Origin of the sequence: Streptococcus sanguinis (genome assembly GCF_050220005.1) — a bacterium.
Taxonomy (GTDB): Bacteria; Bacillota; Bacilli; order Lactobacillales; family Streptococcaceae; genus Streptococcus; species Streptococcus sanguinis_Z.
On the sequence record NZ_CP071413.1, the window covers coordinates 1,313,670 to 1,326,354 of the forward strand.

Below are 12,685 nucleotides of genomic sequence, written 5' to 3' on the forward strand. Positions count from 1 at the left end.
TATTACCTAGAGATATAAGACTTTATTCCTCATCCATACTCAGGACACTGAGGAAGGCTTCTTGTGGGACTTCGACAGAACCGATAGCTTTCATCCGTTTTTTACCGGCTTTTTGTTTTTCTAGGAGTTTGCGCTTCCGAGAAACATCACCACCATAACACTTGGCCAAGACATTTTTACGCAGGGCCTTGATGTCTGTCCGAGCCACGATTTTCTGTCCGATGGCTGCCTGGATGGGTACTTCAAACTGCTGACGAGGAATGATTTTCTTAAGCTTGTCTACAATCAGCTTACCACGCTCATAGGCAAATTCCTTGTGAACAATGAAGCTGAGAGCATCAACCTTGTCGCCATTGAGGAGAATATCCATCTTCACCAGCTTGGACGAGCGATACTCAGAAATTTCATAGTCAAAGCTAGCATAGCCACGAGTAGAGGACTTGAGCTTGTCAAAGAAGTCAAAGACGATTTCAGCAAGTGGGATTTGATAAATGACATTGACCCGATTATCATCGATGTAATCCATGGTCACAAAGTCACCGCGCTTACGCTGAGCCAACTCCATCACCGCTCCGACAAATTCCTGCGGTACCATAATCTGCGCCTTGACATAAGGCTCCTCAATGGAATCAATCTTGGTCGGATCCGGAAACTCGCTCGGATTGGACACATCAATTGAAGCACCATCCGTCATATTGACCTTATAGATAACGGATGGCGCCGTCATGATCAAATCAATATTAAACTCACGCTCCAAACGCTCCTGAATGACGTCCATGTGCAGCAAGCCCAGGAAGCCACAACGGAAACCAAATCCTAATGCCTGAGATGTTTCTGGCTCAAACTGCAGACTGGCATCGTTTAGCTGGAGCTTTTCAAGCGCCTCACGCAGATCGTTGTATTTATTGGACTCAATCGGATAGAGACCGGCGAAGACCATCGGGTTCATCTGCTTGTAGCCGGCTAGTGGCTCTGCAGCTGGATTATCCGCCAAGGTCACTGTATCTCCGACCCGAGTATCCTGTACCGTCTTGATAGAGGCTGCGATATAGCCAACATCCCCTGTCGCTAAGAAATCACGTCCAATAGCCTTGGGCGTAAAGATACCGACCTCTGTTACATCAAAGGTCTTGCCATTGCTCATGAGCTGAATGGTATCCCCCGGCTTAACCACACCGTCCATAACCCGCACTTGCAGAATTACCCCACGATAGGCGTCATAGACCGAGTCAAAAATCAAGGCCTTGAGCGGTGCTTCTACATTTCCAGTCGGAGCTGGAACTTTTTCCACAATCTGCTCTAAAATTTCCTCAATTCCGATGCCAGCCTTTGCAGAAGCCAATACGGCTTCGCTAGCATCCAGTCCAATCACGTCTTCAATCTCTGCCCGCACCCGCTCTGGATCCGCAGCTGGCAGGTCAATCTTATTGATGACTGGCAAGATTTCCAAGTCATTATCCAACGCTAGATAGACATTAGCCAAGGTCTGAGCTTCAATCCCCTGAGCCGCATCCACGACCAAAATAGCCCCTTCGCAGGCCGCTAATGACCGCGATACTTCATAGGTAAAGTCCACGTGTCCCGGCGTGTCAATCAAGTGGAAGATATAGGTTTCACCGTCCTTGGCAGTATAATTGAGCTCGATGGCATTAAGCTTAATGGTGATACCGCGCTCCCGCTCCAAGTCCATGCTGTCTAAAAGTTGGGCCTGCATTTCCCGGCTGGAAACCGTCTCCGTCGCCTCCAAAATCCGGTCGGCCAAGGTTGATTTTCCGTGGTCAATGTGGGCAATGATGGAGAAATTGCGGATCTTCTCCTGACGTTTTTTCAAATCTTCTAAATTCATTTTTCTCATCCTTTTAGGGTATTCTATTTATTATAACACAAGACCAGTGATTTTTCCTATAGACTCGGACTTTCTCTGTAAATTATGCTATACTTATCACAGAATAATTTTGGAGACACTTTATGATTAAAATTCTTGCACTTGATATGGACGGCACCTTGCTCAACAGCAAAAAAGAAATTCCCCAGGCTCACATCGAAGCTCTGCACCAAGCTATTGAAAAAGGAGTCAAATTGGTTCTTTGTACAGGTCGCCCCTTGGTCGGCGTCAAGCCTTATTACAACAAGCTGGGCCTTGCACAAGAAAACGAATATGTCATCGTGGACAATGGCTGCGCTACACATCAGACCAGCGACTGGAGTTTGGTGGACTGGCAAGAGCTTAGCGGTCAGGATATTCGCTATCTCTACAGCCTGTCTGAAAATAGCCCTGTCCAGCTGACTCTCTTTGATGAGGATCATTATTTCGTCGTCGGAGAAAAAGCCAGTTTCCATGTCGTGAATGATGCTAGCTTGGTCTTCACTACTCCAACCGAGATTAGCCTAGAAGAAGCTTGCAGCGGTCAACACAGAATGTTTCAAGCTATGTTTTTAGGCAGCCAAGAGCAGATAGATGCTTTTGAAGCCGACTTCGGTCAAGAAATCTGCCAGCGTTTCAGCGGTGTTCGTTCTCAGCCAGTCATTTACGAGGCCATGCCGTCTGGTGTGACCAAAGCCTTTGCCCTAGAGCGATTGGCTAAACAATTAGACGTCAATCCTCAAGAAATCATGGCAATCGGTGATGCCAACAATGACATCGAAATGCTGGAATATGCAGGACTCGGTGTTGCCATGGGAAATGCTTCAGACTATGTCAAAAGCCTAGCTGATGCCGTCACAGACAGCTGCGAGGAAAATGGGGTCGCTACAGCTATTGAAAAGTTTATTTTGAATTCGTAAAAGTCAAAAAGGAAGAGCACTGTCTCTTCCTTTTTCGTTCTATAACCTTAATACTATGCCGTCTTGACACTTGGAAATCAAAAAATTTCTATTCCCTTTTCTTTCAGATTTTCCAAGCATTCTTGCAGATAGGCCTCATCATGCTCCAGATAAATGGGATGTTCGAGCTCCTCAGCTGGCAACTTCTGGTAAGGTGGACAGGTCTTGCCACGATAGTCCCTATCCAGCCAAAGGGTATCCGGCTGATAGCCCCGTCGTTGCATCTCCTCCATAATCAGCAGGTGATAAGCATACAGGCGATAAGGGCTGTGCTCAAAAACATAGTTGACCGTCGCATGCGGCTTGCCCCACCCTCGTCCACGTAAGGCTGCACACTCTCGGTGCTGGCCTAAAAGCTGCTGGCGCGGAAGTTTTTCAATTAAATCTTGGTGCCAAAGTCTCACGGTTTTCTCCTTCTAGAATAATCTTATAGAATCATCAACGAATATGAACAATCAACTCTTGGGCAGTTTTCCTGCTTTCTCCAGCATTTTCTTGACAAAATATGGCATCTTAACATTCTCGCGCCCCTTTTTCTCAATCAACTTCTTGACGAAATCTGGCATTTTCAGCTCTGCATCCTCTGCAAGAATCTGGCAGCTCTCCTCCGACGGCTGCAATTCATCGAAGGTTTCTTCTTCTGGAAAACATTCTTTGAAGGGTTTATGCTCATGGTGGCGGATAGTTTGAATCAGGGCGTCAATTAAACGGTCGTCTGCATTGGGCATAGGCGGTCTATGATAAGCAACATCCAGTTCATCGCAAAGTTCCTTACACTCCACATCATTGTCAAAAAGGACCTCTATATGCTCACTGATAAAGCTAATCGGCACAAAAATATAATGCTGCGGATGTGTTTCTTGCTGGCGCATGTAGTCCAGCACGTCAGGTTTGATCCAAGGGAGCCCAATGTCACTCTCACTCTGCCAAACGTTGAGATAATCCTCTTCTGTCAAACCCAACCTGTCAGCAATCAAACGGGCATTGTCATAGATCTGATCAATGTAAGGATCTCCGAAATCCAAGGCCAGAATAGGCACACTGTGGGCTGAAAAGAAAATCTTGAAGGTCTCTTCTCTAACCTCTTCTGTAAGAATCTTTCTCAGCTCCTCTGCCCAATAATCAAGGATAGCTTCTTCCTGATACCATTCCTTAATGATATTAAAGCGGATGGAATCACTCTGGATGAACTTCTCATAACCCATGACAGAATAGTAAGAAAAATGAGGCTCTAGGATCAAACAGATACATTGCTCAATACCATCCTCTTCCATCTGCTTAATCACATCAGGAATAAAAGGACATGAGAATTTATTGGCAAAATAAACCGCATACTCGCCAGCCAAACGCTGACGGACCTTTTCCACCTCTTCTAGACTGATACGCTGCAGAGGCGTTCCACCGATGAGGACATAGTTATCATAGAGGGTCTGAATTTCATGGTCTTGCGGCCTGACACCGCGGCGAATATTGGTAAAAAATTCAGCCACTCCCTCAAAGCTAATCTCCTCTGGCGAGCCAAAAGTCATCATTAGAATTGCTTTCTTCATTATCTTTCCTCTTCAGTTACTCAGAGAAAGCCAAGTTGACTTTCCAACGACTTTCTTGTAATCACTTTCATTTTAACATCTTAAAAAAGACTTGAATAGACCAAAAAACCTATTCCTTGAAAAGAATAGGGAAATTTAATAATTCAGACACTTTAATATTGGAAGTATGCTTTAATAGTTTGTTGAGTTTTCCAGTTATAAATCAACCTTGAGCAGCTGCCCAAGCTCTTGATAGAGAATTTCTGTAGGCTGATATTCTTTGCTTTGCTGGGCAAGAGTTTTCAACTGAGACCAGTCCGGGCGATTCGTCAATTCCTTAAAAAGGCGCTGCACTTCTGCATCGGTCTTTCTGCGAGCAACTAGCCCCACCTGAGCTAGCTCAGCACGAACGGCATTGTCAAACTGGTCATAATCCTGAGGCAAAATAAGACTGGGAATCTCGTGCTCAATACAGGCCATCATGATACCCGTCCCTGCGTGATGAATGGCAAAATCTATCTTATCCAGAATATCTGTATAAGGCAGATAGTCAAAGAGCAACAGGTTTTCCGCAAGTCTCTTCGGAGCATTACCCAAGCCACTAGCTTCTCCCAAGGTGACGTAAAAAAGATAGTCTGGGTAGAGTTTGCTTAGCTTTTTCGCTCGCTCCACCATGCGCTCCTTCTCCCATTTTAAATGCGTTCCGCAAGTCACTAAAACCCGCTTCTTATCAGTCTCAAAATAAGACTCATGATCTGTAGGCAGACAATCAAAGGAAAAGCATTTGTAGCCAACCCAGCGAAGCTGCTTAGGAAAATCATCTCGAAACTCCAGCTCTTTCATGCCCAAAGCCAAGATAGAGTAAGGCGAGTAAATAGCTTCTGTGCCGTCTTCCCTATAGAGTTTAAAATCTTGATAGTCTCCCAAACTCTTCCGAACTAAGGCAAAGGCCATTTTCTTTCCACAGCGAATAACTTGCCTGCCTAAAGCATCTCTGAATTTGTATAAGACGCCTTGATGAGGTTTCCAGCCCCCTAAATAGGTCGGAGTTGTCGTCCGGCACTCAATCGCAACCGGACTCGGAATCGTGGTTATCCATGGGATACCAAAGCGATCAGAAATCAAGCCTGCTGGTGAAGCAACAAAATCCGCTATGACCAAATCCGGTTTACCACCCTCTTGCCAAATTCGATTTAATTCGTCTATAACCTCTGGAATAAGCCTAGAATTGGCCCGAAACTGCTGATAGGCAATCAAAAGATTGCTTTGCTGCGGAGTATTGGCGATGTCTTCCATCACTGTCGGTCTTTCTGGAAAGAGGGCCAGACAGTCAAAACCAATTTCCTCTACTAGCTCTTTCTTTTGGCAGCCAGTAATGACCCGAATCCGAAAACGCGGATCCGTCAGCAGAGGCTTGACTAAGGTCAAAGTAGGCAGCAGGTGGCCACTAAATGGCACACTAATCACATCAATCTTTATCACTTTTTCTAATCCAGTCATGAACTAATCCTTTCACATCTTCCCTGTATTCATAATCAAAATGGTTGCTATCCACCATCACATCAGCTGGATGGCCATCTAGGCATCTGCTGTAAATATCCTTCCTGCCCTTGATGACCAGCGAGTCAATATCCTTGCGATTTAGGAGTCTCCGTGAAACAGGCCCCAGCGCAATCACTCTCAGTCTGATCGGCAGATTTTCCTCACCCAAGCCCTCCAGCCACTGGGTCAGCATATTGAGCCCTGAGCTCTTGCAGATAATGACAGCCTCCTCAGCATCTAGTAAAGGAGACAAATGTCGCTGCAAAGCCTCCTGAAAGCGAGAATTGTAGAGAGTATGCCAATAGTAACGGATATTGGAAATGGAAGCTGTCAACAAAGAAACTTGGGTTTGTCGCTCATGTTCAAATCTCTGGTTAAACGGAAAATTACTAGGCACTACTGAGAAATCCGATGGACAAATCTGTTCAAGAAATTCAAGCTGTCCTGCGGTCAGACTAGCGCAGTTCAAATGACTGCTGCCACTGAGAAAAAGCAAGACTTTACTAGATTCTATCAAGGTTTGATCTAGCGACAGAGCATCCAACTTATCCAAGTACTGCTTCATCTTACTCATAGCGGATTTTCCCATCCGTCACTCGAATCTTCCTTCCTCGCCAGTTAATCACCCGCGGACTAAGCAAGACATAGAGGAAAAGCCAAGGCAAGAGTAAATCATTCAGGACTTCGTAGAACACCTCATCAGGATGCGGCCGACCGGATAGAATGTGACGACGATAAGCCAGCATCCAAACCGCCTTGATCAAGAGTAAAAGCAAAGCCAGCAGCACAAAAGGCCAGCCAAGAAAGAAACTAATGAGCAAGGCAGGAAGCGGCAGAAAACTAGGCAGAGCAATTAAAATAATAACCTTCCAGTCCAAGTGCTCCTTCAGATAGATAGAGCTAAAAAGCAGCCAACGCTTCATCTGCAGCAAATATTGCTTGGCATCCTTAATCGTAGTCCGAACATTACAAGTCACCCGTGTCTGGATAATCTCCACTCCCTTGCTGCGTAAAAAATCCGCTACAGCCAAATCATCACAAAGATAGTCTTTAATAGCACTGAAGAGCTTCTGCTCCCTAACCAGTTCAAGTGGCAGGATGTAGAACATTCCATTAATCGAGTGGTTAGCTTTGACTTCTGCCATGGTAAAATAGGTAATGAAAGAATTTCCATTGACAAAAGCTGCCACTAGCTTGGACCAGAAATTACTTCGCTCTTGATTATAGGGAATGCCGGTCAAAATAACATTCTCACCTAGATGAGCTGTCAACTCTCCCATTTTTGAAAAATCAATGACACTGTCGTCGTCGAGAACAATCAGATATGGCCTGGTCAGCTCATCTATGACCTGCTCAATCTTATAACTCTTAGGATTAATCCCCTGAGGGACATCCTCCATGAGAAAAACGCGAATACGCTGGGCATAAGAGGGATTTTGACAAATCTTATCAGCCACTCGCTGCGCCTCTGGGTCAGACTGATCAATCAGCCAGTAAAACTCAACCGCTTCTGTCTGTTGGAGATTGGCTAATAAATCATTTTCCAAACGAGGATCACCAGATAGGATGGGCTGGACCACCGTATAAAGCTCCTCTTGAAAGTCCGATGAAGAGCTCTGCCCTTTTTTCAAATAAGCCAAAGACAAGAGCCAACGCAAGATAAAGAGAAGCAAATAGGCAGCAGCCAGCAAGAAAAAAATAAGTTTCATGATCAAAGCCCCTTTCGTAGATAAGCGCCAATCAAACGGATAATCCATCTTTGCGGAAGTAGCTTCATGAGCCAAGCCAGTAGTCGATATCTCTTGCCCACTATAGCATAGGAACGGCCTTGCTGGAGCAGTCCGATGATGCGTCGTGCTGCTATCTTCGGGCTCATTTGCAACTGACTTCCACCTAAAGCATTCTGTAACTCTGGAGGAAAGATGGCAGTCCGAACCGGTCCCAGTATATAAAGACAAACTCTCATTTCAGAGCCTTTGAGGCGCATCTCTTCTTGCAAGGCTAGACAGTAAGTCTGCAAAGCGGCCTTACTGGCGCTGTAAGCTGCCAGATAAGGATGGGGACAAAGTGCCGCTAGTGATGAAAGCTGGACAAGTCTTATCTTGCAATTGCGCTCCGCAACTTGCTTGATCAGCCGAATCGGTGCTTGGTAATTGACCTGCCAGAGGGCATTTTCAGCAGCTTCCGAAAGAGATAGCGCTGGACCAAAATTCGCCACACCGCAGCAATTAATCAGTAAATCCGCCTCTAGCTGCTGGGCAAAATCGTCTACCGCAGCCGCATCCAGAAAATCCAAAACTCTACAGGACAACTGAGCCCTAGCTCCTGACAAGTCCTCTTGCAACTGGGTGAGTTTAACTTCATCTCTGCCAACCAAGACCAGCTGGTCTGTCCTTTGAGCCAGTTCTCTAGCCAGCTGACGACCTATACCTCCCGAAGCCCCCAAAATCACAGCTTTGCTGATCGTTTTTTCCATTTGCATAGATATAGTTTACCAGATTTTGACAAGATATAAAACTAATTGCTAGATTTTACCTTTGCATTCAAGAAACGAAAAACATTTCTCACTCTCCCCTGAATATGCTAAAATAGATTTAAATGAAATGAAAAAGGAGCATTTATGAAATATCCTAATCTGTTAGAGCGTTTCCTGACGTATGTCAAGGTCAACACGCGCTCAGACGAGACATCTACTACTACACCCAGCACCCAGAGTCAGGTGGACTTTGCCAACAATGTCCTCATTCCTGAGATGAAGCGGGTTGGCTTGGAAAATGTCTACTACCTGCCTAACGGCTTTGCGATTGGAACTCTGCCTGCCAACGACCCTAGCTTTACCCGCAAGATTGGCTTTATTTCTCACATGGATACAGCAGACTTCAACGCAGAAAACATCCAGCCACAGGTCATCGAGAATTATGACGGCGGTGTGATTCCGCTGGGGCAATCTGGCTTTAACTTAGATCCTGCGGACTTCGCCAGTCTCCATAAATACAAGGGCCAAACCTTAATTACAACTAACGGAACAACCCTTTTGGGAGCAGACGACAAGTCAGGTATTGCTGAAATCATGACTGCTATCGAATACCTGTCTGCCCATCCAGAAATCAAGCATGGAGAAATCCGAGTTGGCTTTGGACCAGATGAAGAAATCGGTATCGGCGCTGATAAGTTTGACGCTGAAAACTTCGATGTGGATTTTGCCTACACAGTAGATGGCGGACCTCTAGGTGAGCTCCAGTACGAAACCTTTAGCGCTGCTGGAGCAGAGCTGACCTTCCAAGGCCGCAATGTCCACCCAGGAACTGCTAAAGACCAGATGGTTAATGCTCTCCAGCTAGCTATTGACTTCCACAACCAGCTGCCAGAAACCGACCGACCAGAGAAGACCGAGGGCTACCAAGGATTTTACCACCTGATGAACCTGACCGGTACTGTCGAAGAAGCTCAAGCTAGCTACATTGTCCGCGACTTTGAGACAGAGGCTTTTGAAAATCGCAAAGCTTCTATGCAGGCTATTGCTGATAAGATGAACCAAGAGCTGGGCAGCGAGCGTGTTATTTTGACCCTCAAAGACCAGTATTACAACATGAAACAGGTCATTGAAAAAGACATGACACCCGTCAATATCGCCAAAACAGTCATGGAAAGTCTGGACATCCAGCCTATCATCGAGCCAATCCGTGGCGGAACTGACGGCTCTAAAATTTCCTTTATGGGCATCCCGACACCTAACCTCTTTGCTGGCGGTGAGAACATGCACGGCCGCTTTGAGTATGTCAGCCTAGAAACCATGGAACGCGCTGTCGATACCATCATCGGTATTGTTTCCTATCAAGAGTAAAAAAACGAAACCACAGAAGTTCACGAGGGATTTCTGTGGTTTTTTCTCACTCTGGGAATTCTACCTTCAAACTCATATCTGTGTTCTGCAATGTCTTCTGAGTAGCTGCTAGAAAGGCTAATCCGTTGTCAGAAGGGGAATACTGGAATGTGATATGGATGACTTTTTTATCAAAGTTATCGCCATATCGTGCCGCATACTGCTTGCTTTCAAGGAAGTAGATATAGTTGTTGAGTTTTTCTTGAAGCTTCAACAGATGTTCTTCTTCTAATGACGCTATCCATTTGTTTTCATCAATCAACAACAACTCTAGATGGTCATCTGAAACACCCATAGCATCGATGCTTGTAACGTCTAGTTCAATTTTCTCAACTGTTTTAATGGTTTCTACTACCTTAGGTGGATTGTAGTATTTTTCCTTGAATTCCTTGAGAATCTTCTCTACCTTTTCTTCGTCACACTGTCTGTATTCTGGATTACGTTCTAATACATTACACAACCCTTCATAGGTATACGTTCGTTTTTGATTATCTGATAGGTGGGAAGTGCTTTCTATAATATTTCTTACCAATTCATCTGTTTCAATAACAAAGGGAATATCATAATAATTCGTTACAAACCATTTTTGATTAGAAATATATTGAGTGACCTTCTTTAATTTCATTAGATCATTAGATAAGCTAAAATCTTTCAAGATTTCAAAAGTTCTGCGCGCTATATCCCTATCACCTTCCACATACAAAGGATATAAGCAATATTCTATCAATACTCCAATATCTGTACTATCAAGTTCATAAGAATCTCGTTGTCGAAAACGATACCTAGCTTCCGTCCCTAGAAAAACTTCAGCTTCTTTTCCTTCTTTCATTATTTCACGATAGTCTTTTACAAAATTTTGATAATTTTCTTTATTTTTCAATTTATATGTCTGCATTTATTTACTCCATTGATTTATTCAACCCAATTCTAGATAATTACTCGGTCTATTTGTTGAACAATAGTGTTAAATTTTTGTAATTGTAAAAATAACTGATTTCATCATAAACTACTTTCTTACTATCTTAACAATGTAGGGAGATTTTTCTAGTTCGAATTAGAGAAAACTTTTCTGCCTCGATTGGTAAAGAACAGTAATACAAATGTCCATACCTACTTTCAACTAAATTATCCTTCTTCCATAGTCCATTTCTATTTAAAAATTCTATATCGTCAGAAACAATCGTTACCCATGAATTAGGTTTATCTAAATTATCATCACTTCGTTGAAAAATATCCCATTTTTGTTCATTAAACCAAATATGATCTATAATTTTATATTTTTTTCAACCTGTTTTTCTGTCAAGTATTTTCTATATTGTTTCAACTCTGAATCAAATAATTTATAACCATTATTCTCTGATAAAGGATCATAGGAAATCAAATAATATCCTGTACTATCACAATCAAAGTATTGATGTTCAATTCCATCAACCACTATGTATAATTTATCCATCATCCCTCCACGTATTCAACACATGACAGGCATTTTCTACTTAAGTGGTGATACATAAACTCTTGCTTCATTTATTCTATCATAAGAAGGAACTATTTGTTATTCTGTGGTATCATCCCAGAGGGGGGATAGATAGTTAACGGGCATTCCTTCCTTGGCATAGTATCGATTAATAATAACTATGTCTGCTAAAAAATCTAAAAATTTTGTTTTTGCTTCTTGGAATGTATTATAAACATGCTTTCCATTAAAGCTTCCTCTATCCATTGTTCCGTATTTTATCCCCACATAGAACATCTCCTACTTTTATATACTCTAAAATTCTTTATTTTTCCCTTCAATTTAATTTATGTCTATTTCCTTCCTTCTTCTCTCTCCATACTTAGGATTAATTATACTAAATAAACGAATTTGTTCTTCTTGAAGAAGGCTATTATAACGTTCAAAATCTCCATTAGCATTAGTCCATGCATTCTTTGATGCTATTCTAGTAACATATGATTGCAAAAGATAATAAAGAATATCTTCCTTATTATCAAATTTTTTCTCAGAATTTATTTTGCCACGTTCGACACCAACAATGTAGTAATGATCGCCCTCTAAATAAATAGTACGTCCTTCCGGTAAGAATAGAGATGGTTTTTCTTCTGTAAATAAATCCGACTGATTAAGATTTGTCTCCCCTATTTTTAATAGCAATTCCATTAATTCTTGCTTTAACTGCATTATTTTTACCTCATTCAAATTGGATAACATCTTCCCATTGTAGTCTTGTTGGTTTCATTTATACATTCCTTACTTAAGTGGTGATACATAATCATCTGGAAGTTTGCCTCTCCAGTCAATCCACATTTGCTCAGCAATTGGAATTAATCTTTCAAGCTCTTCCTGAGTAAATAACTCTCTAGTTTCAGGTAAATCAATTAATGATGTAGGACTCTCTTCTATAAATCGTTTCTCACTAGCTTTCTTTTCTTCTTCTGTCGGTGGCCAACAATCGTTTTGAACCTTCCAAGATATTTCAAGTAGAGTCCGTTCTCCACTCTCTAGTAAGGTAAATAATTCTTGTGGTAATTCATAGACAACTAACCAAGAAGCTACGGTTCCCTCTTCTGAAACTAAATAATACTTGTTATCATTTCTCCAGATGGATTTTCCGTAACCTTTTACCTCTTCAAATTGGATAACATCTTCCCATTGTAGTTTTGTTGGTTTCATTTGTATTCTCCTAGTGCAAGTTCTACTCTCATCATTAAATATCATAAAAATCAGCCTTCTATTTCTCTTCCTCAATAGGCTACGACATCTTTTATCCATTTTTTAGTTTCTAAATCCAAATTAAAATAGAAATCTGTTCGACGTTTCCGACACATTAAAAGCTACTAATCGGAAATTTTACCTTTGCTTATTATAACATATTGGGACTTAGGTGGTACTGAAAAAACAAAGTGCTCT

At 42.6% G+C, this 12,685-nt stretch carries 14 protein-coding genes; 2 read left to right on the forward strand and 12 right to left on the reverse strand.

Annotation, left to right across the window (positions count from 1 at the left end; translation table 11 throughout):
* Window positions 1-22: 22 nt before the first annotated feature.
* Complete coding sequence (lepA, locus tag J1C86_RS06320; RefSeq protein WP_032908149.1) at window positions 23-1,846, reverse strand: translation elongation factor 4; 1,824 nt, start codon at window positions 1,844-1,846, stop codon at window positions 23-25.
* Window positions 1,847-1,968: 122 nt separating this feature from the next.
* Here lepA and J1C86_RS06325 point away from each other — a divergent pair, with 122 nt between their 5' ends.
* Complete coding sequence (locus tag J1C86_RS06325; RefSeq protein WP_125408268.1) at window positions 1,969-2,784, forward strand: Cof-type HAD-IIB family hydrolase; 816 nt, start codon at window positions 1,969-1,971, stop codon at window positions 2,782-2,784.
* A 77-nt stretch (window positions 2,785-2,861) separates the two neighbouring features.
* On the opposite strand, the gene J1C86_RS06330 is transcribed toward J1C86_RS06325, so the two are convergent.
* The 6 genes from J1C86_RS06330 to J1C86_RS06355 form a co-directional block, all read right to left on the reverse strand.
* The gene (locus tag J1C86_RS06330) at window positions 2,862-3,227 is read right to left on the reverse strand and encodes a TIGR02328 family protein (RefSeq protein ID WP_125408266.1); all 366 of its coding nucleotides are present in this window, start codon (window positions 3,225-3,227) and stop codon (window positions 2,862-2,864) included.
* A gap of 51 nt (window positions 3,228-3,278) precedes the next feature.
* Complete coding sequence (hemH, locus tag J1C86_RS06335; protein WP_185755814.1) at window positions 3,279-4,373, reverse strand: ferrochelatase; 1,095 nt, start codon at window positions 4,371-4,373, stop codon at window positions 3,279-3,281.
* A 195-nt stretch (window positions 4,374-4,568) separates the two neighbouring features.
* Window positions 4,569-5,852: a glycosyltransferase gene (locus J1C86_RS06340; RefSeq protein WP_125408262.1), complete on the reverse strand. Its 1,284-nt coding sequence runs from the start codon at window positions 5,850-5,852 to the stop codon at window positions 4,569-4,571.
* Window positions 5,821-6,468 carry a hypothetical protein gene (locus J1C86_RS06345; RefSeq protein WP_185755813.1) on the reverse strand — a complete coding sequence of 216 codons (648 nt, stop codon included), beginning with the start codon at window positions 6,466-6,468 and terminating at the stop codon, window positions 5,821-5,823. Before J1C86_RS06345 ends, J1C86_RS06340 begins: the two co-directional genes overlap by 32 nt.
* Complete coding sequence (locus tag J1C86_RS06350) at window positions 6,461-7,603, reverse strand: glycosyltransferase (RefSeq protein WP_185757520.1); 1,143 nt, start codon at window positions 7,601-7,603, stop codon at window positions 6,461-6,463. The genes J1C86_RS06345 and J1C86_RS06350 overlap by 8 nt, the downstream gene beginning before the upstream one ends.
* Before the next feature lie 2 nt (window positions 7,604-7,605).
* On the reverse strand, window positions 7,606-8,376 hold the full coding sequence (locus tag J1C86_RS06355) for an SDR family NAD(P)-dependent oxidoreductase (RefSeq protein ID WP_125409354.1): 771 nt from the start codon (window positions 8,374-8,376) through the stop codon (window positions 7,606-7,608).
* A gap of 138 nt (window positions 8,377-8,514) precedes the next feature.
* Between J1C86_RS06355 and pepT the strand changes: the two genes are divergently transcribed.
* Complete coding sequence (pepT, locus tag J1C86_RS06360; protein WP_125408254.1) at window positions 8,515-9,738, forward strand: peptidase T; 1,224 nt, start codon at window positions 8,515-8,517, stop codon at window positions 9,736-9,738.
* Window positions 9,739-9,784: 46 nt separating this feature from the next.
* Here pepT and ifs read toward each other — a convergent pair whose 3' ends face one another.
* The 5 genes from ifs to J1C86_RS06385 all read right to left on the reverse strand — a co-directional run bounded on the left by ifs (window position 9,785) and on the right by J1C86_RS06385 (window position 12,448).
* On the reverse strand, window positions 9,785-10,672 hold the full coding sequence (gene ifs, locus J1C86_RS06365) for an NAD glycohydrolase inhibitor (RefSeq protein WP_125408252.1): 888 nt from the start codon (window positions 10,670-10,672) through the stop codon (window positions 9,785-9,787).
* 369 nt (window positions 10,673-11,041) lie between these two features.
* Complete coding sequence (locus J1C86_RS06370) at window positions 11,042-11,233, reverse strand: hypothetical protein (protein ID WP_002913504.1); 192 nt, start codon at window positions 11,231-11,233, stop codon at window positions 11,042-11,044.
* Between the two features lie 96 nt (window positions 11,234-11,329).
* Window positions 11,330-11,518 (reverse strand): Imm59 family immunity protein, encoded by a 189-nt coding sequence (locus J1C86_RS06375; protein ID WP_239682248.1) that lies wholly within the window; start codon window positions 11,516-11,518, stop codon window positions 11,330-11,332.
* 54 nt (window positions 11,519-11,572) lie between these two features.
* On the reverse strand, window positions 11,573-11,974 hold the full coding sequence (locus tag J1C86_RS06380) for an Imm63 family immunity protein (RefSeq protein ID WP_002913501.1): 402 nt from the start codon (window positions 11,972-11,974) through the stop codon (window positions 11,573-11,575).
* Between the two features lie 51 nt (window positions 11,975-12,025).
* The gene (locus J1C86_RS06385) at window positions 12,026-12,448 is read right to left on the reverse strand and encodes a hypothetical protein (protein ID WP_125407784.1); all 423 of its coding nucleotides are present in this window, start codon (window positions 12,446-12,448) and stop codon (window positions 12,026-12,028) included.
* Between the last annotated feature and the right edge of the window lie 237 nt (window positions 12,449-12,685).